Origin of the sequence: Winogradskyella sp. Asnod2-B02-A (assembly GCF_045063645.1) — a bacterium.
Lineage (GTDB): Bacteria > Bacteroidota > Bacteroidia > Flavobacteriales > Flavobacteriaceae > Winogradskyella.
The window spans coordinates 1,655,986-1,680,504 of the sequence record NZ_JBEFOG010000027.1 but is presented as its reverse complement, the minus strand read 5'-3'; the positions used below and the strand labels follow the sequence as shown (position 1 = coordinate 1,680,504).

The following is a 24,519-nucleotide window of genomic DNA, read 5'->3' as shown; positions in this document are numbered from 1 at the left end:
TTTCAGTTTGTATCTTTCGTTAAATTATTGATACATAGCGCAAAGTATATTTAAAAAATTCAACTCTAATTAGCTGTTACAACTTTATTTTTTGCAGACCAATCTGAACCCTTAATAATTAGCAGATGCATACCATTAGCAAATACACGAAGTTTATCCCTTACCTCTATTTTTTGTCGGTAATTACATATTGGTTTACAACTATAAATAAACTCGAAGGTATTTCAGCTTATCCTATATTATTATTTGGAATTCCATTTTTGTGGCAATTAATTAAGCCAAGCAGAAAATTAAATTTTTCTTTAGGAATTGTTTTTGTTTGCTTATCGTCTTACTTAATTCTAGCCTATTTATTTGATTTATTAAACATCATTCATTGGACAGAATCATCAAAAAAAATATTGTTCTTTGGTGGAATTTTAGTTGTAGGAAATTTTATAATGTCCCTGTGGATGGTGCGAAATAGTATTAGAAAGTTGTTTTAAAATCAAATAGAAAACTGAATATATAAAACATTGTTTCAACTAAGCTTTGATAATTGTATCTTTGCGGCCTAACAATTTAAGTCAGAAACTTTGATTACTATCCCAAAATTAAAACACACCGAATCTAATAACTTCTTTCTACTTTGTGGTCCATGTGCCATTGAAGGCGAAGACATGGCATTACGTATTGCTGAAAAAGTAATAACGATTACCGATAAACTCGAAATTCCATACATATTTAAAGGCAGTTTTAAAAAAGCCAACCGAAGTAGAATTGATAGTTTTACTGGTATTGGCAATGAAAAAGCTTTAAAAATATTAAGAAAAGTTTCTGAAACTTTTGACCTACCTACAGTGACAGACATACACGAAGCATCTGATGCGGCAATGGCTGCAGAATATGTAGATGTGTTACAAATTCCTGCATTTTTAGTAAGACAAACCGATTTGGTAGTTGCTGCTGCTGAAACTGGCAAAGTTGTTAATTTAAAGAAAGGACAATTCATGAGTCCTGAAGCAATGAAACATGCTGTACAAAAAGTAAAAGATGCTGGTAACGAAAAAGCATGGATTACAGATAGAGGCACCATGTTTGGCTACCAAGATATGATTGTAGACTTTAGAGGCATCCCAACAATGCGTAAATATGCTCCAACCATCTTAGATGTCACCCATTCTTTACAACAGCCAAATCAAAGCATTGGAGTTACTGGTGGACGACCTGATATGATAGAAACTATAGCAAGAGCTGGAATAGTTAATAACGTTGATGGTTTATTTATAGAAACACACTTTGATCCTGCAAACGCAAAAAGCGATGGTGCCAATATGTTACATTTAGATAACTTGGAAAGTTTACTCACCAATTTAGTTGCCATAAGAAAAACAATTAATTCATTTTAATATTTTTTCTAGATCTATTATGTAAGTAAGTAATTACTCTTACGTCTGTTAGTTTTTCATAAGATAAATATGACTCAATATATTAAGATTATCCTAGTATTAGGACTCGCGTTTTTTTCGTCAATTTCATATGCTCAAGCACAAGAAACTTTAAAGTACACATCTTCCAACAAAGGTAAATTCTTTGTTAGTTGGGGTGGCAATAGGGATTCTTATTCAAAATCAGATATAAGGTTTAAAGGAGACGGTTACGACTTTACAATTAAAGATGCAACTGCAAAAGATAAACCAAAAGGTTGGCATGTAGATTATATAAATCCAACTAGGATGACCATTCCGCAAACGAATTTTAAACTTGGTTATTTTATATCAGATCATTACACTGTAGCGTTCGGAGTAGATCATATGAAATATGTAATGCATAGAAATAGAAATAGAACTATTAATGGCTATATTGATTTGCCTACGGATGAATCTGGAAGCATTTATAATGGTGTGTATAATAATGAACCCGTTTTTATCTCTTCGGATATGTTAAAATTTGAACACACAAATGGTCTTAATTATGTTTATGCGGAGTTTGCCAGATTTGATGATATTTCTTCAATATTCGGAATTCAAAATACAGATGTTTTTCAAATAAATATAACAGAAGGCCTTGGAGCTGGAGTATTATATCCAAAAACAAATACGACACTTTTAGAAAAAGAGAGATACGACGAGTTCCATGTATCTGGCTATGGATTATCTGCAAATATTGGATTAAACCTTTTGGTACTAAAGCATTTTTTCATCCAATTAGATGCTAAAGGAGGCTACATAAACATGCAAGACATAAGAACAACAAGCAACACATCAGAGCACGCAGAGCAAAGCTTTTACTTTTTTCAACGTGTCATTTCATTTGGTGGTATTTTTAAATTATAAATGATACAAATTAGACAAGCTGAAATAACAGACATTCCAGAAATTACAGCACTTTTCAGAAATACAATTACACATATTAATACCAAAGATTACTCAGAAAAACATATCAGTATTTGGGCTTCTGAAGCTGATGATATTGACGTATGGGAAACACGAATTAACAAACAATATTTTATTCTTGCTGAAATTGGCGCAACAATAGTTGGTTTTGCCTATTTAAAAAATGGTAATTATTTTGATGGCTTATTTGTTCACAAAGACTACCAACGTCAAGGTATTGGTTCTAAACTATTGCGCATCATAGAATCTCAAGTTATGATGAATGATTTTGAAGTTATAAAATCTGATGTAAGCAAAACAGCTTTACCGTTTTTTGACAATAAGTATTATGAAATAATAAAGAAACAAAAGAAGAATTTTAAAGGTCTTACTTTTGAAAATTATTTAGTAGAGAAAGTGTTTTAAATAACACTACATATGGATTTTATATAAATTCAAAAATCCTCCTTAATATTTATTCTAATAATTATTTCATTCTGAAACTCAGAATAGTCTTCTTGACCATTATTATTTAACTGAGTTCAAAAAAACATATAAAAAAAAGCCTGAGCATATTAATATGCTCAGGCTTTCTATTTTAGAAATTCACCTCTTTATCGTTTCAAGGTGAAATGGGCTTTAAATTCTTTACGGACTCCTGTTAAAGGTTCGTCATACTCTACTGTAAACCAATAGCCACTGGTTGGCATTGCATTACCATTGTAGGTACCGTCCCAACCGTTTCCATCAGGACTCAATTGTTTCAACAGCTTTCCATAACGGTCAAATATATAAATTTTTGCATTACTTCCAATACCTTCTATGTTCCAAGTTTCATTAACCTCCATAATTGTAGGATAAAAATCTAAATGAGAAACTATGTTATCATATACTTGATTTTCTACAATACCAGGTCCAGTTATAACAAATGGCGTACGCAAACCGCCTTCTTTGGTGTGGGTTTTCCCTAAATCTAAAGGAAAGTTATCTGTTATAATTTCTGATCCATGATTTTCTGCACCTCCATTATCTGACGCAAATATGATATACGTTGTATCAAATAATTTCATCCCTGGATTTCTTGGATCATCAGTAACTTTTAAATAATCTACTACTCTCCCTAAACTCCAATCTAAACTCGCAATCATCGCTCCGTAATAGGGATTTGTTTGGCCTGGAGTGGTAATATTTGCATCGGTTGTAGGCACAGGAATTCCTAATTTATCACAATAATATTCTAGTAATGCTAAATCTCTTGTTTGTATTGGTGAGTGAACTAACCAGTGAGCCATGTATAGAAAAAAGGGTTCCTCTTTGTTATCATCCATAAAATCCAATGCTAGTTCTGTTACAGCGTCATAAGGTCTTCCATCTGCATCTAACCGATAAGGATCATCTACAGCATCTGTAGCAAAATCAACTGATCGGTCTCCCATGGATCTCGTAATTCCTCTATCAGTGTCTTGGTAATCAAACCCTTGATCTACAGCTTCTGGATAAATATTGTGATTAGCTGCCATATGCCATTTGCCAATATGACCAGATACATATCCTAAAGGATTTAATGCTTCAGCTATGGTAACTTCATCGAGTTGTAATCTACCAGGATAATACGACTCGATAGTTTTATTTGTAAGTTTCACTTTAGGTATTTGACCTCCTGCGACATGAGTCATTTTGGTTTTAAGAGGCATTCTACCACTCATTGTACCTCCTCTTGACGGTGCACAAGTTGGTGCTGAAGCATAGGCTTGTGAAAAATTAGCTCCATCCTCAGCCAATGCTAACATATTAGGTGTTTCCCAAGGAACAACATCCCCAACATCATTCAACTGAGTGTCCTGCCAGCCTAAATCATCTGCATAAATAAAAACAATATTTGGTTTAATTATCTCTTGACCATTTATTTGTGTTAAAAAAAGAATGCTGAATAATAAAAGTAGTGTTGTGTTTCTCATCATAAAATTAGTTTATTTAAAAAAGTTTTATCAAAAATTATATTAGTTGCGATTATACCAAATAAACCATAAAATAAGCCTAATAATTTGCTTCTATCACTCACATACTTCATAATAAAATAGAACCGTAGACTTATGGCTATGCTTAGATTTTATTAATCGTCTGTGAACGCTATAATCCAAATTATTTTAGTCTCATTTTATAATTCATTTGGTATTACTTATTTTTAATTGGATACTATTATTTTTCGAGTGATGCTATAATTATTCCCATTCGATAGTTTAACAAAGTAAATTCCTGAATTTAAAGTAGATACATCTAATTGCGTGGTCGTCGTTCCATTAGTCCATGTTTTATTCAGTACTTTAGTTCCTAGTACGTTTAGGACCGTTATGTTATTTATATCTGTAGTTGTTCTAGAAATTGTGAGTCGATCAGCTACTGGGTTGGGATACAACTTAACATCCGATTGATTAGTAAAATCATATGAATTAGTGCTTAGCGTTTCACCGACTAGATAAGCCCCATCAGGTCTTACATATGGTTCAAAATCGGGTACAGGGCTAGAAAGAAGTCTATCGTTAATTGCTTTCATAATAAGCATTTCATCAGCCATCATATGGCCTTCATCAGCATTAGCATTAGATATTGTAGTTGCAAATGTAACGCCTGCTTGAGCATCTATTAGAATTTTAGTAAATCTGTAAGCATCTTCTATTCCAAATATTAAATTTGCGGAACTAACATGCCATTTATCTCTAATGGGAAACCATGCATGTTTTAATACTTGTTTTTTTTCATACATTGACCAAGGATTACCAACCATAGCAGGTAATGTAAACTCTTCGTATCCCCAAGAATTTGGCGGAGCACCACCAGCTAACGCAGAGACATGTCCTCTTGTAAAATCTTGAGAAGTATTGTTTCCTCTGAAGTTTGATACATCATAGTCGCTTTCATCTTCATCATCAAATCCATCAGAATCAACGGCAACTAATACGCCATCTATATAATGCTTATGACCAAACTCAGATACTGACATAGCAGCTCCGGGATCGGCATCTTTAAACATTTGAACAAAATCTTCTAAATTTCCATCGTCAAGAAGTGCGCCTGTTGTATCAAACCAATATCCATCAGCATACTCTGCTATCGCAGGAATAAATCCTTGAACTAAATCTCTGTAAGCTAAATATTCATCTCCATTAAAATTAGCTGTATAATAATCTACCCAAGCCGCTTTCGTTTCATCACTTGCTCTATCTAAATAGTTTGAAGATATGTACAAAATAATCTTCTTATCTGCATCTTTAAATGTTTGCAAGACGTCCAGCATGATTTGTTGATTCTCTGCACTAGGAACTAAACTTTCGTGTATCTCTGTAGCTACATCTACATTAGTATTATCTCTCATTGTAAAATAATGAGAGTGTGCAAAATAACTAAGGTTTGTAATAACGTGCCCTGCAGCTGGAAGTTCAGCAACAACCTCTTGCGCACCTCCTAATGGGTCATGGCCTGTAGCAACTTCTCCATCTAACCTTTCACCACCAAAAACAGGAAATGTAACTCCCCATGAACCTTGTAACCAAGCAGCTGGATGATTTCCTACGGTAGCGGTTTGATCTGTTGATCCGTATATCTCATCAATATAGTAAGTCATGGCTGGTTCTTCTACACTACCATTAGCAAAACCTATTGTCATAAGATCATAGCCATCAACATGTGGAACCACAACATTTTCAAAATGAAACGTAAACGTTTCCCATTCTTGTCCAACTGTAAAATTTAGTTGTTCAAAAACACGTTGTCCTTCATCAGAACTATCAAAAAACACTCTTAATTTTGAATTGTTTGTAGTTAGATCTTCAGTAGGTATATCAATATAGGCTTTAAACGTAACTGTATAATCGGTTAAATCTGTTACGTAATTGAATAAATTAAATTCCAAAAAATCTTGTGTACCTTCAACTCTATTAAATTTAGAGACAATAGTGTGTGTATTAATTCCTGAAGTATTAGGGTTTGGAATGTTTCCTGTTAAATTTGTAGGTACATCTTCTTCGGCTTTAAACTCAATTTTACGCGTATTAGTTTCATCTTCTAACCACAAAAATTGTGCATTAGAAATCTGTACAAATGATATTGAAAATAAAAAAAAATATAAAAACTTTGACATAACGGTAATTGCTTAATTTATTTAATAGCCTCCAAATAAATCATCATTTTCATAGTTTGAAGACCATGTAAAAATAAGATTAGAGACTTAACTACATTTTCTCTCATTCACTAAATCATTGCTCTATACTACCAATTTTACGTTATACAGTGGAATAGTGCTATTATTTATATATAGTATTTTAATTCAACCCTTTAACCAAAGCGAGACTTAAATCGACCATTTATTTAAATTAAGCAGATTTGCATAGTGGTTTCAATAGCCTCTGAATTGCGTTTTAGTAATGATATAGTTGAGGTAATATGAATAAATAACAAAAGAAGCACTATAGAATTAAATCCTATGGTGCTTCTTTAAATAAGAAATAATTTTAATTATTTAACGGCAATTGCTTTAGTTGCAAATACTTTAGTAGTTTTTTGGTAGCCACCATCAGGATAACCTATTAAGTAATTGTTTTCGTCAATTAAATTAAAAACATAGTGCGTTGTGCCTTTTGGTAAAGTTACAGAAACATTATCATCTCTAAGATTCATAGAAACAGGAAACCAAATTTCACCACGTACACCACCATTAGTTGTATAAATTAATTCTGCTTTTACCACCTTAGCTCCATTGTTTTTATATTTTAACCAAACATTTTTACCATCTATGCCATGCTCAACAACAGTAGGTATTTTAGATTTATTAGGTAACGCAGATTTACCAGTTGGATTTAAATAAGGATATCTTGCATTTAGTTTTTCTAATCGTTCTGTTAAAAGACGATTCATCTCTTCTGTTTTCTCTGGCATTTTTTCTGCTAGATTTTGAGATTCTTCAATATCCACACGTTTAGAACCATTTTCGTACAATTGATATAAGGCTAAATCTGTTTTTTCTTTAGTAGCCTTATATTCACGTACAAGTTTAAAATCTCCAATTCGTAATGTAGATTGCATAGCGCTGTTTGGAAAGTGCCACATCATCGTATTTCTTGGTTTTCCGGTTTCAGGATCTAAAACTAATTTAGCATCTGTTGGGTCTTTATCTAGTAATGTAGACAAATCAGCACCATCGAATATTTGATTTGCATCTTTTGGAGTGTTTGTCCAACTTAGTATCGTAGGATAGAAATCCACACCATTTACCATAACATTAGATTCTGTATTTGCAGCAATATTTGGTCCTGTTATGATTAGTGGTACTCTTACACCACCTTCTTTTGCATTTATCTTTCCTTTGTCTAAAGGATAGTTGTCTGTAATAATTTCTTTTGTATGTTGTTCCATACCACCATTATCTGAAGTAAAAATAACATAGGTATTTTCGATTAACATATGTCCTGGCCATCTTGGATCTTCTGTTTCTTCAAGATATGTAATCAGTTGACCAGTGTAATGATCTATCATTTCTACCATAGCAGCATAATAGGCATTTTTTTGACCCTTTTCGTCCCACATATCATTCTTTTTTGGGTACTCTAAACCTAATTTATCATAGTATTTACGCAATAAAGCTTCACTACGTGTTTGAATAGGCGTGTGTACTAATCGAGAGCAATAGTAAAGAAAAAATGGATCTTTTTTATTTTGGTCCATAAAATCAATACCGTCTTGAGTGATATCATCAAAAGGAAAACCATCTTCGTCTAGTGTAAATGGATCTGAAGAATCCGTCGTTGCAAATCCTTTTGTACGATCGGTCATTCTTTTATGAGGTCCAAAACCATGTTTTGAAAAATCGAATCCTTGATCTTTAGGTTCAGGATAGTCTGTTACAGCAATACCAACGTGCCATTTTCCCGAGTGTCCTGTTTTATAGCCATTTGATTTAAGTGATTCGGCAATCGTTACTTTAGAAGCATCTAAAGCACCGCGCATCCAAGGACTAATCAAGGTAGATCTATGATTAAAAGGCAATGGTGGATGACCTCCTCTTACGCTAGTTCTTTCTAAACGCACTGGGTGTTGGCCAGATAAGATTGCACCTCTAGACGGAGAACACGTCGTTGCAGGAGAATACGCTTGCCAGAATAAAACTCCTTCTTTAGCTAATCTGTCAATGTTTGGAGTTTCGAATGGAGAAGGCTCGTCAATATCGTAACATTTTACATCTTGCCAACCTAAATCATCGGTTAAAATTAATACTACATTTGGCTTTTTTGGTCTTTCTTGTGCAAAACTGCTTGAAATAACTAAACAAGCCATTCCTAATAGAAATACTTTTTTCATGATGATTATTACTTAATTATAAAACTAATTTAGTTCAGATACAAGGGTTTTACATCTTTGTCTGTACACGTTTAAAATCTCTAAATAGTCTTTATTCCCAACCAAGTTATTCTGTTCTTTTGGGTCGTTTATTATATCAAATAATTCTTCGTAAATCGGTTGTTCATCCGTTTCAATAGATTGATTTGGAACATATTTATTTCGGTCATTTTCTTTACTAAAAGAGCGAATGTATTTAAACTGTTTACTACGCACTCCTTCCTGTCTAGGGTAACCTTGATCTGTAAATAAGTTTTCTAAAAAGATGTCTTCTCTCCAATCTGTATTTTCACCGGCAATTAGTGGAAGCATACTTTTACCTTGATAGGATTCCGGTGTTTCTACACCACACATTTCTAAAATAGTTGCAGGAATATCTTGACCAACCACTAATTCATCAACTACTTTGCTTTTTGTTTTATCGTTGAAAAATGGGGAATACACAATCATTGGCACATGTACAGATTCATCATACAAAATGGTTTTTCCGCCTAATCCATGTTCGCCTAAAAACAGACCATTGTCGGAGCAAAATATAATAATGGTATTATCCGCTTCACCAATTTCTTGTAAAAAGGCACGTAAATTCCCTACCATTAAATCGATAGCATAATTAGCGCGATCCATTTTTAGCTTTTCATTTAATAATTTGCCTTTATTAGACGTGACATAATATTTCATTAAATCGGATGTTGCATACACTTCTTTAGGCAAACTAATATCTTGAGGATAGTCATCTGGTAATTCCATTTTATGCTTTACATCATCGTATTTTGTTTTATAATATTCTGGATCTGTGTTTTCCGATCCCATACCACCAATACTAGAGGCATGCGGAAGATTTAAATTAATCCATGCCGAAAAGGGTTTGTTAGGATCTCTTTTCTTCAATTGATTTTTAATAGATGGGTCTGCGTTTTTATAAAAGTAATCATAGGTTTCATCTTGTGACAAATAAGCTTTGGTCGCTTCTAAGAACCCTTCTATTTGTGTTTTGTTTTTAAGGTTAGCAAACTGTTTGTGTCTTTTTGCAGGATAAAACCCCAAATGACCATTACCATAATAAGCAAAGTCAGTATCTTTATTTAAAGGTGTATTTTTTTTATCTCCAATTTTGGTGTGGTGTTTCCCAATAAAAGCCGTGGAATATCCAGCTTGTTTTAATTGCGACTGCCAACTGTCTTGATATGACTTTTCTGAAATCACATTATTAGAAACAGAGGTGAACCCAATTTTATTTTTTCGTTCCCATTGTGCTGTAAAGATATTGGCTCTACTTGGACCGCAAATAGGACTTGTAATATACGCGTTGTTAAAAAAGATGCCCTCTTTTGCTAACTGATCTATATTTGGTGTTTCCGCTATTGGGTCGCCTGTCATGCTCAGAGAATTATACCGTTGGTCATCTGAAAAAATAAAAATGACATTCGGTTTCTTTTGTTGTTCTTGTGCTTTGCATGCTATAAACGAAGCGCACATAAAAATGCTGTATAGAATAGATTTTTTCATGAGTTTATATTTAATAAGAACTGTAGTATTTATGACCTGGTAGTCGTTTTGTTTTTTCACCATAACCGAATAGATTTTGCTCTGCTTCCGATTTTGGTAACTCTTTTATGCTTAAATCTGTTTTGTTTATTTCTTTGGAAGTAACAATAACCGATTCATTTTGCTTTAAATCAATTTTGTAAGAACCATCTTCAGATTGATTTATAGAAACGGACTTCCCATCGATATAAAATTTAGGATTTTCAAAATCTACATGAACGACACATGCATTTCCTTTTAAACTTTTTATAGATACAAATTCGGTAACTCCTTCTACTTTTTTAGCACTGACCAAAAAGGCACCTTGTGTTCTTAAATCATGAAACGCAACATCTTTCCATTTTCTCGGACTCGCAGGAAATACACGAATTTTTCCGCCCCAACTTTGCAACATCATATCGTGTAAACTTGTGGCAAAAGACAGTGGACTTTCAATAACCGGATTAATTTTTCCTTCGGAATACATCGTAGTAGACGAAATATTTTTATGCTTAATTAGAAAATCTAGATAATAATAGGCTTTTTCAGCATCGCCTAAATTGGCATACATAGAAGATGCTCCAGTTGCTGTATAACCTGTAACTGGCATGGCTTTGATTTTCTTACCACTATTAAATGTAACATCCAACCAATGATCTAACGACGTGCGCAGTAGTTTTTTATCTTCTTCTTTTTCTGGTGTGATTACCATTAAAGGATAAAAGGCTAATAGATGCGAATAGTGTCTGTGCGGATTGGCAAAAGGTCGGTCTTTTCCAACCATAAGACCATTTTTATCAATTTGAAAATCCACTAAATTATCCAACAGATGTTTCCATTCTTTTTTAAGCGGGTCATTTAATTCATGCTTTTCATCAATATCGATTAGGGTTTGACAGCTCCAACGAATTAAGGCTAAAGTGAAATTAATATCTTGACCACGACCAGGTTTATATTCTGGCGACCAACTGTATTTAATATGAATTTTGCCGTCTTCTGCTTCTACAGGATTGTCTTTTATATAATTTAAATAACTATTCACCGTCTTTTTTAAGATTGGAAATAGGTTGTCTCGCATTCTAATATCATCGCCTGCAAATTGACAATGCAACCAATAATCGTTTAACATCCATGCTAACATATCTGGCACTTTTGCTCCGTTGAAAGCGATGAGGTCTTGCGGCATTAAAGCAGCAACGGCAGCACTGTTTTTCCAACTTCCCGGCACATTGTTTTCTAGGTTTTCAGCATATTTATCAATGTTGTTTGGTAGAGATTCTCCAATAGACATTCTATTGGCTGTTAAATGCGTCCAATAGATGAGTTGCACATTTAAATCGCCCCAAACCATTGGCCAAAACGTTCGGTTATACCAAGGTCCCATTAAATCTAAAATGGGTCCGTTTCCTCTAGAAGCAGAGCCTAGTTTATACATTTGTATCCAATAGAACGATTCTTTTTCCGCATCATTGATGGTTAAAAAACTTAATGGATAATAGTCGTGCCACCATTTTTGATGGGTAGATACAAAGTTGTCTTTTTGGATAAGCGCTTCCGCAGTTTCTAAATTTTCAGTAACAATTTCTAGAGAGTTATGATCTGGAAAACAATGGTGTACACTCGCTATTAATTGTTGTTTTCCGGAAGGATTACCTGTTATTTTATAACCTGTAGTAGTTTCTCCTCTATTGTCGTATAACGGTTGGTAACAGAATTTGTAACCGTTTTTCTCACTGAACGTTGGTTTGGGTGCCATTTCTAAAGTTACAGCCCTCATTTTATCCCATGTACCACCTTTTGGTCCGCCACCACTTTTTAAAACTTCGTATACAGGTGGAATAGGATCTTCAGCATGCCATGTGATTTCTACGTCTTCATCTTTTGTCTCTGTTTCAAAATAAATGATATCAGTGGTGCTATGCGTCAACCCTTTAATGTTGTAACTTCCTTTAGTCGTTGTGATAGTACCTATTAGTTCTGCGTTCCATAAATCTAAACGCATATCGATACCTGTAATCTTACCTTTAGATTTCAGTTTAAAATGACCTAATGGTAAACGGCTTCGTTTGATCCAAAGCATTTCATCCGCCTTTGTTTCGGCTTCTCTATGATCGTAATAATCATGTCTACCAATATGCAGCGAAATCACATTGTCGTTTTCCTCTGGACTTTGATACAATAAAAAGCCAACATTACCATTTCCTGAATAAGGTGCGGTTTGCCATTTGTCTGGAACAAGATCCCAAAGCAGGTCGTGTTTGGATAGAAAGGATTCGTAATCCACTTTAAAATCGACCTGATTATTCTGAGAAAATAAGGTGCTCGAAACAAGAATAAAAAGATAAAGAATACGTATTTCTAATTTTAATCGAAACATGGACTAATATTTGTTTAGATAATGAATAACAAATATATTTTATTAACTAAAGAAAGTTGTTCTCTAATCTTGCAATTACTTTCTTTATTTCAGCATTCGGTAAATATATAGTGCGTGAACCAAATTTTAAATATGAAATATGACACCCTTTTGGTTACTAATCCGTATAGGAAAAAAAATGAATTGACCCTAAGAACGACCATGATGACGCGCGATGATTTGCTCAAGTTTAAATTGAGTAAGAAAATGGTCGATAACAGAAAACACATTGTAGCATTAATGCATAGTTTTACATTATTAATTCCAATATCCAATCCAGATCAAAATGTATAAATCTATAATTGCAATTTTTGTATTATGTTTTAGCCAACACATACGAGCACAAGAACAAGTAGATTCTAGTCGTCCAAATATCATATTTATTTTTGCCGATGATATGGGAATAGGTGATGTTTCTCATACTACAGGAAAAGCGGCGACACCACACTTAGATCGTTTGGCAGGAGAAGGGATTCGTTTTACAGATGCACATACCTCATCTTCCGTTTGCACTCCGTCTCGCTATTCACTTTTAACGGGTCGTTATAATTGGAGAACAAGTTTATCTAAAGGGGTCATCCATAAACCGACTACAAAACCGTTGCTTAAAAAAGATGAAACAACCATAGCAAGTTTATTAAAGCAAGCAGATTATCATACAGCAATGATTGGTAAATGGCATTTAGGTATCGGTTGGGAACTGTTACCTAATTATAAGAAGGAAAAATGGCAAATAGGTGGAGGATGGAATATCGATTATACTAAACCTGCTATAACGCCAACAAGTAATGGCTTTGATTACTTTTATGGCATTGCAGCTTCTTTAGATATGCCTCCTTATGTTTATATTGAAAATGAAAAAGTGACAGAAATCCCTTCTGTTATGAATGACCCAAAGATACGTTCTAGAAAAGGGCCTTCTGCACCAAGTTTTAAATCAGGTGAATGTTTACAAGTTTTTGCAGAAAAATCAGTGGATTATATAAACGAGAGAGCTGAAGAAAAAGAACCGTTCTTTTTATACTTGCCATTAACCTCACCACATACGCCTATTGTTCCTAGTGAAAAATGGAGAGGAAAGTCTGAATTAGGACCTTATGGAGACTTTTTAATGGAAACAGATTGGGTTGTAGGAGAAGTTTTAAAAGCTTTGGATAAACATAATTTATCCGAAAACACCATTGTTATATTTTCTACGGACAATGGGTGTTCGCCTGCTGCAAAAATTCCTGCTTTAAAAAAGAAAGGACACTCACCTAGTGGAAATCTAAGAGGAAATAAAGCCGATATTTACGAAGGTGGCCATCGCGTTCCTCTTATTGTTCGTTGGCCAGAAGTTATAACAGCAGGAACACAAACAGATAGATTAACATGTATGACTGACTTTATTGCTACTTGTTCTGAAATTACTGGTGTAAAATTAGATGATACATCAGGTGTCGATGCCATTTCTTTTTTACCAACGTTAAAAGATCCAAAGAAAACAAATAGAGAAGACATTATTAGCCATAGTATTAATGGTTCTTTTTCTATCAGAAAAGGAGATTGGAAACTAGCACTTTGTCCAGGGTCTGGTGGTTGGAGTACGCCAAGAGCAGGGCAAACACCAGAAGGATCACCTAGTGTGCAGTTATTCAACCTATCAGACGATATTGCTGAGACAACAAATCTGCAGGATAAATACCCTGAAAAAGTAGAAGAATTAACCCAACTACTTCAATCTTATGTTGACAAAGGAAGAAGTACACCTGGGGAAATTCAAAAAAATGATAGAGACGTCAATATTTATGCAGAAGATAAAGCAAAATAAATTACAGCTTAAATAGGAATAAAAAAATATCTAAACGAATGAAAAAATTAATTACCTTTTTATTAATCTTATCTATTGTACCAATGTATGCACTAGATATCCATGTCGCTACAAATGGTTCAGATTCTAATGAAGGAACGGCATCTAAGCCTTTGTTAACTATTGAAACTGCTCAGAAAAAATTAAGAGCTAGTGGACGTTTAGGAAAAGAACCCTGTCAAATCATCATTCATCAAGGTACTTATAGGTTAAGCACGCCTCTAAAGATTACAACAGAAGATAGTGGTAGTGAGCAATTCCCTGTTATGTATGCTGCTGCTAAGAATGAAGAGGTCGTTATTACTGGAGCGCAATTAATTTCCTCTAAATGGGAATTGTTTAAGGATGGCATCTATAGAACTAACGTTGGTGATTTAAATGCTATCGATCAACTTTTTGTAGATCATACCAGACAACATATGGCTAGGTATCCAAATTTTAACGCTGGATTTATACCTACTGATGGTGACGATTCTGTACGTGGTAAAAAAGCAGGCACAGTTCCTTTTTCAGGAGCGACGCCAGACGCTTGGGATGCTAAAAAAGCGGCAGAATGGGAAAATCCTGAAGGCGCCATCTTAAATGGAATGCACAGAGGGCTTTGGGGAAGTCAACATTATTTTGTGACGGGCAAAAACGATAAAGGAGAATTGGTTTACGAAGGTGGTTGGCAAAACAACCGATCTGCTCCGCCTCACAAAGGCTATCGCATGATTGAAAACGTTTTTGAAGAATTAGATGTTCCGGGAGAATGGTATCACAATACCAAGGACGGTTGGTTATATTATATGCCAGAAGCCCATGTAAATCTTAACGACACAAAGATTGAAGCCGTTCTTCAAATTAAACACCTTATTGAAATTTACGGAGAGCATAAACTACCTGTTGCGGAAATGGTTATTCACAAAAGTGGTAATGCACAAAAAGAAACCGTTGTTAAAAACTACGAAACGACTAAGCCGGTAAAACATATTCAGATTTCTGGTATTCACTTTACGGGAACAAAAAGAACCTTAAAAGAAACCATTGAGCCTTTACTCAGAAGCGATTGGTGTGTATATCGTGGAGGTGCTATTCATATACGTGGTACGGAGAATATTATTGTTGAAAATTGTTCTTTCGAAGAATTGGGAGGAAACGCTGTATTTATTGATGGTTATAATCGTCATATAGAAATTAAAAGCAACTTTTTTCAGAATAATGGTTCTACGGATGTGAACTTGGTTGGTTCCTTTGCTGCGGTTCGTGATCCTTCATTTAGTTTTCAACATCTTCCACCACCAATAGATGAAATAGACACTACAATTGGTCCAAAATCTGAAGAATATCCAGCAGATTGTATAGTTGAAAATAATCTGATGATGCGTTGTGGTCGTTTTGAAAAGCAAGCCTCAGGAATTAATATTTCTATGTCATCAAGAATTACAATTGCTCACAATACTATTAGTCATACACCAAGAGCTGCCATTAATATTTGCGATGGTACTTGGGGAGGTCATATTATAGAATGGAATGATTGTTTTGAAACTGTACTAGAAACGCACGATCATGGCGCATTTAATTCTTGGGGAAGAGATCGTTTTTGGTTTAGAGCTGGCCCATCAGGACCAGATTTAATGGATGAAAATGGAAAGCCTATGATTAGTAATTATATAGATAAGTATCCAAATATGCCTTTATGGGATGCATATCAAACAACTACAATTCGAAATAACAGAATGCAATGCGATCATGGTTGGGATATCGATTTAGATGATGGTTCCACTAATTATGAAATCTATAATAATATCAGTCTTTCAGGTGGTATTAAAACACGTGAAGGCTATCATCGTAATGTTACTAATAATGTAATCTTAGGTAGAGGATACACCTGTAATGTACCATACCCTAAACCAACGCATGATATTTTTGAAAGTAACATTTTATGGGGTGGAACAGTATACAAATCTAGTAATCCCACGCTTTGGGGAGGCATACGCAATAAAAATTTCATTCACAATCCAGATGCTAAAGACGTTGTTCCTGCTTATGGAGTACAGCAGCAAACACTAGATGATGCAGAAAGTCTCTATGGAAATGTTCTTTTTGAAGCGCCTCAACATGGCGATTTTACAGTTTCAAACAAATCATCAGCATTACAACTTGGATTTAAAAACTTTCCGATGACGGGTTTTGGTGTTACTTCAGATAAATTGAAGCGTTTAGCAATGAAACCACAAATACATGCACCAAAAGAGGTAGCATCTAATGTGTATGTGGAGAAAAAGATGAAAGGATTATTTGGAGCTAAGTTTAAAACGCTAGAAACAGAAGCCGAACTTACAGCAACGGGAATGTTTGACACCTATGGCGTTTTATTGGTTTCTGTTCCTAAGGATAGTAAATTGGCTAAAATGGGATTTAAAGTGGATGATGTCGTATTTGAATTAAATTCGGAAAAAATAGCAAATGAACAAGATTTTATTAAAAACATGAAGCAATTAGCGAACCATGAACATACCGTGAAAGTATGGAGACATCAAGAATCAAAAACATTTTCTTTTGAAAAATAAATCATATAATTCATCTAAAAATATCATGAAAACAAACCATAGAACACAAGTAAATAAAGGCTTATTTCTGTCACTTACATTTTTATTATTTACAGCAAGCGGAATGCTACACGCACAAGATACTTGGACCCTTGAGTCTCAAGAAGACTGGCAAGCGAATATAGCTACAAAATCAAATTTGGAAATCACCAATGGAAAAGTAATTCCTACTGAAAAGGAAGCCGTATTCCAAAGCGCCATGAAAAAGTTTACAAAAAAAAGAGCTGCAAAATCCATTACATTTTCTCAATCAACAGAATGGTTAAATTGGGAACAAATCCCTACTGCAGCACCAGCAAACTTAGGTGATGCTCCTGTCGCATTACAGTTAGGAGATGGAAATTACTGGATGTTTGGTAAATATGATACTCGAAAGAATAATAAACGACCGAATGATTTTAAAAGTAAGGATACCATCTTAAAAGGTTATGATGTGGTGTTAAAAACCACACATCTTAAAAATCAATTTGATGCTCCATCAGGATTAAAAAAATCGCTAAAGGGCTATCATGCTTGGCATAGTATCGATATGAAAAACTGGGTGCATTATGGACCTATATCAGACATGTCTTCACGTTGGGTAACTTCTGCAGAATATATTGATGGAAAATTTTATTTTTATTACGATTTTCCAAACGATCAAGATCCGCATTTACTTATTGATGAAAACTTAACTGATGGTCTTGTTGGGAAAAAGATGGGCATGGCTTTTAAGGATCCTTCAGATGGTTCTGATTGTGCAGTCATTAGAGATTTAGATGGTAATTTTCATATTATAGCTGAAGATTGGTCGCCTATTGATGCTTCTACGCATGCTTGGGATTCGCCCTTAGCAACGCATGCGGTTAGTAAAGATGGTTTTAATGATTTTAAAATTTTAAATCCTCCTGTAGATGAACGCACCAAACCAACTGGTAAATTTGCGGAATATGCACATCCACATTGGTTTAAGGAAGATCCTGATAACTATCCTGGAAAAGCGTCACCTGTTGATATACCTAGACAAAGAATCAAAAAAGGAGACGTCGTTTCTTTTGGTAAATACGAAATCCATGAGCCAGAACAAAATTCTTTTGGAGATTGGGCTTCTATTTCTATTGGTGGTCAATATTATTTATTTGCTGATTATGATCCAGCAGGTAAGACTGGTGGTAAACACATGAGTGTTGCTTGGTTTACGTCTGATGATATTAATAAACAATTTGAATTTTGTGGAAATATAGGTCAAGGCCATCCAGATCCAGATATCATGTTTGCAGAAGGTAAATATTACTTGCTTACGCAAACTAGAAACGATTATGTAAGTACTGGTCCTTGGGTAGAAACCGTAGAAGTGCGCATGGGAGTGGACACTACCAATGACGGACAAATTAATGAGTGGAGTGACTGGCAGGTTGTAAAAGAACAGTATGATTATATAAAAGGTTTTTCTAAGCAGGTTGAAAAAACACCAGCACAGTTGAATTTTTCTGACTTACCTAAAGGATATGGTTTTCAATTTGAGGTTAAAATGACGGATACTACAGAAAATGAATCAAAACCAATTTTAGATAAGGTAGTTGTGTCGTTTAAGAAATAAAAAATTAAAACCGAATTTAAGTTTCATAAGATGATGAAAAATATATTAACCGTTCTTATCGCACTGTTCGTGTTTGGAAACGCTTTTGCCAAAGATATTTATGTATCATCTAAAGGAGACGATGCTAATTCCGGAACAAAAAACAGTCCTTATTTAAGTTTTGAAAAAGCCTTACAAGAGGTAAAAAAATATGCAGGTAACGAAGCCGTTACGGTCTGGTTTACTTCTGGAGAATATTATCTTAATAAAACCATTGAGATAGGTAGTGATTATTCTGGAACGGAAAAATATCCCGTTGTATTTTCAGCTATACCTGGAGCAAAAGTAATTATCAAAGGCTCTCAGCGATTAGAGCATCTAGAATGGAAAGCCTATAAAAATGGTATTTATCAAACGCAAGTTCCTGAAGGCTTGTCTATGGATCAATTATTTGTTAATGAAGAACGCCAAGTTAGAGCAAGATTCCCTAATTATGATTATGAGAATCCACTTCGTGACGGGAAAGGATACCTTCAAGTCACAGGTGGTACAGATAAGCGTTATGATAAATGGTTTTCCTATGATCCTGAAACTTTTTCGGATAAAACATGGAGCCATCCAGAAACAGGAATTGTGCATGGTTTCCAAAGTCATAACTGGGGAAATATGCAGTACAGACTTAAATCAATTAATAGAGAACAAAATAAAATTTTTCTAAACGAAGGTGGTTGGCAACTTCAAAGAACACATGGTATAGGAGGAAAAAAAAGTCATGCGTCTTACTATTTTGTTGAAAATATTTTTGAAGAACTAGATGTTCCTGGGGAATGGTTTTTAAATACAGAAACCCATACGCTTTACTATTATCCGATGCAAGGCGTAGAATTAAGTGACGTTAAAATTGAAGTTCCAGTTATAAAAGATATGATTCAGTTGAAGGGCACTAAAGAAGCTCCTGTAAAACATATTCAGTTTAAAGGATTCAATTTTACACAAACCAACTACACGTTTATGGAGTCTTATGAGCCTGTAGCTCGCGGAGATTGGGCTATTCATAGAGGTGGTGCTATTTTTATGGAAGGTACAGAAAACCTGTTAATTGCAGATTGTAATTTTGAATATGTAGGTGGTAATGGTGTATTTATGAGTGCTTACAATCGTAAAAATAAAGTAAGCGGTTGTAGATTTGTACACACCGGAGAAAGTGCGGTTTGCTTTGTTGGTTCGCCGGAAGCTGTTCGGTTTTATCAAACTTGGGATGACAGATTAATGGATGGCAAGAATTGGAATGAAATGCGTGAAAATATGGACTTAGAAGCAGGTCCTAAAACCCCAGATTATCCAAAGAATTGCGTTGTTGAAAATAGTATTATGCACGATTTTGGAGATGTTGGTAAGCAAGTGGCAGGTGTTTATATTTCTATGAGTCATAAAATAACAGCCTCACATAATACCATTTATAACTGTCCGCGTGCAGGCATATGTATTAATGATGGTACTTGGGGCGGACACCTAATCGAATTTAATGATATCTGGGAAACCGTAAGAGAGACAGGCGAGCATGGCCCTTTTAATTCTTGGGGACGTGAGCGACAATGGAAAGGAGGTAGAGGAACGGATGAGCATTTTATTAAGGAATTGACGCGACTGGATGCCATTGATAATGTGGTTATTCGAAATAACCGAATCGCTAATTACCGTAAATCTATTAGTGCAGGAAATTGGACGATTGATTTGGATGATGGCTCTAGTTATTACGAAATCTATAATAATTTAAATTTAGGTTCTACTATCAAACTTAGAGATGGTATGGGACGTAAGGTGTACAATAATATTACAGTAAGTGCAGTACCTTCAGGATGGCATGTATGGCCAGAGAATTCGGAAGACGAGATTTATAAAAACATTTTTGTGATCGCTGGTACATTGCCTGGTAAAAATGTACCTACTCAAAACTTTATTCGAGGTGTAGGATTGTCTAAAGAAGTTAAATGGAGTGAAAACTATGATAATAATACCTATTGGAATGTTAACTATCCTGATAATTTTCACATGTCACCTAATCAGAACATGGAAGCTTGGAATAAGGAAGGCTATGATTTAAACTCTGTTTCAGCAAATCCAAATTTTGTAGACCCTATTAATGGAAATTATCAAGTTAAAGAGAATTCTCCAGCATTAAAGACAGGGTTTAAAAACTTCCCTATGGATCAGTTTGGTCATACAATGACTCGCATATTACCTTTTGGAGGTGATTTTGAAAACGAAACTATTGTACGTTTAAAGGCTGATATTAGAGCAGGAAAAAAATCTAATGTTTATTATACTACAGATGGTTCAGAACCAACCGTGAATTCGTTAAAATATTCAGAGCCATTTAAAATTAACCAATCAACATTGTTGAGAGCTAGAACCTTTGATTCTAATGGAATTCCAGTTGGTTTTACAAACGAGGTTGAATTTACAAAAGTTAAAAAAGTTATCCATCCTAGTTGGCTAGCCACTTTACTAGATGGTAAATATCAAGGAGAAACTATTGTCAAGGGAAAGACTACAAAAATTAAAAAGGCGCTTCAAAAAGAAGTAAAAGGAGCTTTGTTAATTAACATTGCAGATGATCCAGATTTAATAGATGCTACAGGTGGGTATAATTTTGGTTGTTATATTGAGTCATTAGATAATAAAAAAGCGCAAATGTGGTTGGATGCTGGATTGAACAAAGATTGGGTGATTCAAAAATTAAACAAGCATAAAGTTTTAAATATTGCCCATTTACAGAAGTTCCTTAAAAAATATGCAGGTCAAAAAGTAAAGATTACTGCGGTGAGAGATTATGGTTCTAAAGTGTTTGAAGTCATCATTCCTTAAGTAAATCCAATGTGTTTCATCTAAGATAAAAACTCAATAAATTTAAATTTATTTTCATGAAAAAAATTACTATATTTTTAATCATTACGACAGCTTTTGTTGCGTTTTTAACTCTTTTTTTTAAAGAAAATAAAGGTGTAACAAAAGAAGAATTTAGAACGATGATAGACAATCATCCAATGCAAGAAAGATTAAAACTGTCTAAATCGGAGAGAAAAAAATCAGGGATTCCCCCAAATAGGTATTTCGATGATCAATATTTGTTAGAGATGAATCCTGCTACAGGAAAAACAAATCCTGAAAATATTCAAGCAATTATAGAAGAAGAAAGATCTTCAAATTTTTTAGGGGGATCTGCTAGGTCACCAGGTGAAGATACAGAAAATGCATGGGTAGATAGAGGTCCAAATAATATTGGAGGTAGAACTAGAGTTGTTTTTTATGACCCTAATGACATAAACGGAACAAGAGTATTTGCAGGAGGAGTAAGTGGAGGTTTATGGGTAAACGATGATATTAGTAATGCATCTTCTTCTTGGACTCAAGTAGGAATAGACGAAAACCTAGCGATTACATGTTTTGCTATAGACCCAAATGATTCTAATACGTGGTATGTAGGTACAGGAGAGGCATATACGCATAATGATGGCACAGGAAATGGAGCATGGTATACTACAGATGGAGGAAATACATGGTCTGTATTATGGTCCATCAACCTAAATCAAGGAAGAGGCAGACGCCCTTACTTTTTTAATGAAATTGTAGCATGGGATAATAATGGTACAACCGAAGTGTTTTTCTCATTAGATGGTTGGTTAGACTATAATCATGTTGGTTTTAATGCCTCTGGCTGGTATAAAATGGAAAATGGAAACATTAATCAAATAGAATTTGATGTTGATGGAGATACAAGAGCCTATGTTTTTAGTGACGTAGAGATAGCAGCAGATAATTCTTTATGGTGCGCTACAAAAAAGAATAGATGGAGTACTGGTGGTGGAGAGATATATAGAACAACTGACGGAGAAAATTTTACACAGAAGTATTCTTTAACAGGAGGAGATAGAGTAGAACTTTCTGCATCTAAAACAAATCCTAATTTAGTATATGCGCTGGTAGAAGAAGGAAACTCTACAGGTGTTAGAATTGTTAAAACTACAGATGGAGAAAACTTTACTGTGCTTCCAGAACCAGCAGATGCTGATACTGGAATTGATGCAGATCACTTTACAAGAGGTCAGGCTTTTTATAATTTAATGGTAGAGGTTGATCCTACGAATGATAATATTGTTTATGTAGGAGGAATAGATTTATTTAGATCTGATAATGGAGGTTTTTCTTGGAATCAAATTTCTAAATGGTCTAACAATAATAATTTAGCAAATTTAAATGTATCATTGGTTCATGCCGATCATCATGCACTTGTTTTTGATCCTTCTGATTCTAATAAAGGAATATTTGCCAATGATGGAGGTGTTTACTATTCATCTAATTTGTCAATTGCTTCATCAAGCGAAACAGCAATAGTTGCCAGAAATAACAACTACAATATAACACAATTTTATTCAGGAGCTATTGGTCCAGATCCTGAAAACGAGATGTTATTAGGAGGTGCACAAGACAATGGCTCTTTATATGTTGGTAATGCTACAAGTGGAACTAATTCATTTTCTGAAGTTTATTCAGGTGATGGAGTGGCTACTTTTATAGATAAAGATGAAGAATATTTAATAGTTTCTTATGTGTATAATGTATATGAATCTTATTTATTACCAATAACGGCTAATAGTCAAAGTATACCAATTAGAAATGATACTTCTAGAGGTTCTTTCGCAAACATTGCAGATTTAGATGACAATTTAGATATTTTATATGTGAATGGTTCATCAGATGGCACCTATAGAGTTTCTCGATTTACGGATTTAACATCCGGTAATGTTGGGGCAGGTAGTTTTGCAAATAGTAATTTTATAGATAGTGAGCCTACAGCTATCAAAGTTTCACCATATACTACAGGTAGCACTACATTATTTGTGGGTTCTGCTACAGGGTCAATTGTAAAGATAGAAAATGCTGATGACGATAGTTTTGGTAGTACTACTCTTACTTATACAAACATAGATGTTAATGGAATAATCAATACAGGTTCAATTTCTAGTATAGAATTAGGTGAGAACGAAGATGAAATATTGGTAACGTTGCATAATTATGGTGTAAATAATATTTATTACACTTCTGATGGAGGTACTAATTGGGCTGTAAAAGATGGAGATTTTGCAGACATTCCTGTAAAAGCAATAATGATGAATCCAATGGATGATGATGAAGTAATTATAGGGACAAATTATGGGGTTTGGCAAACAGATAATTTTACGGATGATAATCCTGAATGGGTACATTCTCAAAACGGAATGTCTAGTGTAAAAGTAACTTCGTTTGAATTAAGAGAAGCAGATAATACAGTGTTAGCTTCTACTTATGGCAGAGGGCTATTTACAAGTACTTTCACAGCAGATAGTGATTTATCAATAGATCAAAATGAGCTAAGTAATAATTCTATTATTATATATCCAACAGTTTCAAAAGATGGTTTTTTTAATTTAAAAACAACGGCAGAAAACTATACTACTTCTGTGGAAATTTATGATTTACATGGAGTGAAAGTATATGCTGTTCAAAACTTGGAATTAGAGACGTCTAGTGACAAAGAAATAAAACTAGAAGCTTCAAGTGGACTATATATTATGAAAATTTATTCAGGTAATAAAGTTTTAAAATCTCAAAAAGTAATTATTCAGTGAGTAAGATAAATTTTGAAATTAATAATTTCATAAAATAAATAGTGTAATTAATCCTGTTTCCTTTGGTTGGTTTAGCATAATAATTAACACTTTGTACAACCTACCCTATTACAGTATATAAAAAGAGATAAAGGTTTTATGAATAGTAGTAAATCACTTTTCATA

Annotated in this window: 15 protein-coding genes; 10 read left to right on the top strand and 5 right to left on the bottom strand. The window is 34.2% G+C overall.

The genetic code is table 11. From position 1 onward, the window contains the following. The first annotated feature begins 125 nt into the window (after nucleotides 1–125). The 4 genes from ACJJVO_RS15190 (at nucleotide 126) to ACJJVO_RS15175 (ending at nucleotide 2,780) form a co-directional block, all read left to right on the top strand. A complete protein-coding gene (locus tag ACJJVO_RS15190) occupies nucleotides 126–485 on the top strand; it encodes a hypothetical protein (RefSeq protein ID WP_405575634.1) in 360 nt (119 codons plus the stop codon). 90 nt (nucleotides 486–575) lie between these two features. Further along, on the top strand, nucleotides 576–1,388 hold the full coding sequence (gene kdsA, locus ACJJVO_RS15185; protein WP_405575632.1) for a 3-deoxy-8-phosphooctulonate synthase: 813 nt from the start codon (nucleotides 576–578) through the stop codon (nucleotides 1,386–1,388). 69 nt (nucleotides 1,389–1,457) lie between these two features. Continuing rightward, the gene (locus ACJJVO_RS15180) at nucleotides 1,458–2,315 is read left to right on the top strand and encodes a hypothetical protein (RefSeq protein ID WP_405575630.1); all 858 of its coding nucleotides are present in this window, start codon (nucleotides 1,458–1,460) and stop codon (nucleotides 2,313–2,315) included. Next, complete coding sequence (locus tag ACJJVO_RS15175) at nucleotides 2,316–2,780, top strand: GNAT family N-acetyltransferase (RefSeq protein ID WP_405575628.1); 465 nt, start codon at nucleotides 2,316–2,318, stop codon at nucleotides 2,778–2,780. Between the two features lie 188 nt (nucleotides 2,781–2,968). Here the strand turns inward: ACJJVO_RS15175 and ACJJVO_RS15170 are convergent, their stop codons facing one another. The 5 genes from ACJJVO_RS15170 to ACJJVO_RS15150 form a co-directional block, all read right to left on the bottom strand. Then, entirely contained in the window at nucleotides 2,969–4,315 is a 1,347-nt protein-coding gene (locus tag ACJJVO_RS15170; protein WP_405575626.1) for a sulfatase-like hydrolase/transferase, read from the bottom strand. A 224-nt stretch (nucleotides 4,316–4,539) separates the two neighbouring features. Continuing rightward, entirely contained in the window at nucleotides 4,540–6,492 is a 1,953-nt protein-coding gene (locus tag ACJJVO_RS15165; RefSeq protein WP_405575624.1) for a T9SS type A sorting domain-containing protein, read from the bottom strand. A 374-nt stretch (nucleotides 6,493–6,866) separates the two neighbouring features. Continuing rightward, a complete protein-coding gene (locus tag ACJJVO_RS15160; RefSeq protein WP_405575622.1) occupies nucleotides 6,867–8,705 on the bottom strand; it encodes a sulfatase in 1,839 nt (612 codons plus the stop codon). Between the two features lie 24 nt (nucleotides 8,706–8,729). Next, a complete protein-coding gene (locus ACJJVO_RS15155; protein ID WP_405575620.1) occupies nucleotides 8,730–10,253 on the bottom strand; it encodes a sulfatase-like hydrolase/transferase in 1,524 nt (507 codons plus the stop codon). A 10-nt stretch (nucleotides 10,254–10,263) separates the two neighbouring features. Next, entirely contained in the window at nucleotides 10,264–12,648 is a 2,385-nt protein-coding gene (locus ACJJVO_RS15150) for a glycosyl hydrolase family 95 catalytic domain-containing protein (RefSeq protein WP_405575618.1), read from the bottom strand. Between the two features lie 132 nt (nucleotides 12,649–12,780). Here ACJJVO_RS15150 and ACJJVO_RS15145 point away from each other — a divergent pair, with 132 nt between their 5' ends. Genes ACJJVO_RS15145 through ACJJVO_RS15120 form a run of 6 tightly spaced genes read left to right on the top strand, consistent with a single transcriptional unit; the run spans nucleotide 12,781 to nucleotide 24,354 of the window. Continuing rightward, entirely contained in the window at nucleotides 12,781–12,981 is a 201-nt protein-coding gene (locus tag ACJJVO_RS15145) for a hypothetical protein (RefSeq protein ID WP_405575616.1), read from the top strand. Continuing rightward, nucleotides 12,974–14,497: an arylsulfatase gene (locus tag ACJJVO_RS15140; RefSeq protein WP_405575614.1), complete on the top strand. Its 1,524-nt coding sequence runs from the start codon at nucleotides 12,974–12,976 to the stop codon at nucleotides 14,495–14,497. Before ACJJVO_RS15145 ends, ACJJVO_RS15140 begins: the two co-directional genes overlap by 8 nt. A gap of 38 nt (nucleotides 14,498–14,535) precedes the next feature. Next, the gene (locus tag ACJJVO_RS15135; RefSeq protein WP_405575612.1) at nucleotides 14,536–17,088 is read left to right on the top strand and encodes a hypothetical protein; all 2,553 of its coding nucleotides are present in this window, start codon (nucleotides 14,536–14,538) and stop codon (nucleotides 17,086–17,088) included. Next, nucleotides 17,078–18,706 carry a hypothetical protein gene (locus ACJJVO_RS15130; RefSeq protein ID WP_405575610.1) on the top strand — a complete coding sequence of 543 codons (1,629 nt, stop codon included), beginning with the start codon at nucleotides 17,078–17,080 and terminating at the stop codon, nucleotides 18,704–18,706. Before ACJJVO_RS15135 ends, ACJJVO_RS15130 begins: the two co-directional genes overlap by 11 nt. A 30-nt stretch (nucleotides 18,707–18,736) precedes the next feature. Further along, entirely contained in the window at nucleotides 18,737–21,553 is a 2,817-nt protein-coding gene (locus ACJJVO_RS15125; RefSeq protein ID WP_405575608.1) for a chitobiase/beta-hexosaminidase C-terminal domain-containing protein, read from the top strand. A 56-nt stretch (nucleotides 21,554–21,609) separates the two neighbouring features. Next, on the top strand, nucleotides 21,610–24,354 hold the full coding sequence (locus ACJJVO_RS15120) for a T9SS type A sorting domain-containing protein (RefSeq protein ID WP_405575606.1): 2,745 nt from the start codon (nucleotides 21,610–21,612) through the stop codon (nucleotides 24,352–24,354). Nucleotides 24,355–24,519 lie beyond the last annotated feature (165 nt).

Bases quoted from the DNA above. Each gene is read 5' to 3' on its own strand.
- ACJJVO_RS15170 (WP_405575626.1), bottom strand. From the start codon at position 4,315: ATGATGAGAAACACAACACTACTTTTATTATTCAGCATTCTTTTTTTA.
- ACJJVO_RS15120 (WP_405575606.1), top strand. From the start codon at position 21,610: ATGAAAAAAATTACTATATTTTTAATCATTACGACAGCTTTTGTTGCG.
- ACJJVO_RS15140 (WP_405575614.1), top strand. From the start codon at position 12,974: ATGTATAAATCTATAATTGCAATTTTTGTATTATGTTTTAGCCAACAC.
- ACJJVO_RS15160 (WP_405575622.1), bottom strand. From the start codon at position 8,705: ATGAAAAAAGTATTTCTATTAGGAATGGCTTGTTTAGTTATTTCAAGC.
- ACJJVO_RS15175 (WP_405575628.1), top strand. From the start codon at position 2,316: ATGATACAAATTAGACAAGCTGAAATAACAGACATTCCAGAAATTACA.
- ACJJVO_RS15150 (WP_405575618.1), bottom strand. From the start codon at position 12,648: ATGTTTCGATTAAAATTAGAAATACGTATTCTTTATCTTTTTATTCTT.
- ACJJVO_RS15125 (WP_405575608.1), top strand. From the start codon at position 18,737: ATGATGAAAAATATATTAACCGTTCTTATCGCACTGTTCGTGTTTGGA.
- ACJJVO_RS15135 (WP_405575612.1), top strand. From the start codon at position 14,536: ATGAAAAAATTAATTACCTTTTTATTAATCTTATCTATTGTACCAATG.
- ACJJVO_RS15180 (WP_405575630.1), top strand. From the start codon at position 1,458: ATGACTCAATATATTAAGATTATCCTAGTATTAGGACTCGCGTTTTTT.
- ACJJVO_RS15190 (WP_405575634.1), top strand. From the start codon at position 126: ATGCATACCATTAGCAAATACACGAAGTTTATCCCTTACCTCTATTTT.
- ACJJVO_RS15165 (WP_405575624.1), bottom strand. From the start codon at position 6,492: ATGTCAAAGTTTTTATATTTTTTTTTATTTTCAATATCATTTGTACAG.
- ACJJVO_RS15155 (WP_405575620.1), bottom strand. From the start codon at position 10,253: ATGAAAAAATCTATTCTATACAGCATTTTTATGTGCGCTTCGTTTATA.
- ACJJVO_RS15145 (WP_405575616.1), top strand. From the start codon at position 12,781: ATGAAATATGACACCCTTTTGGTTACTAATCCGTATAGGAAAAAAAAT.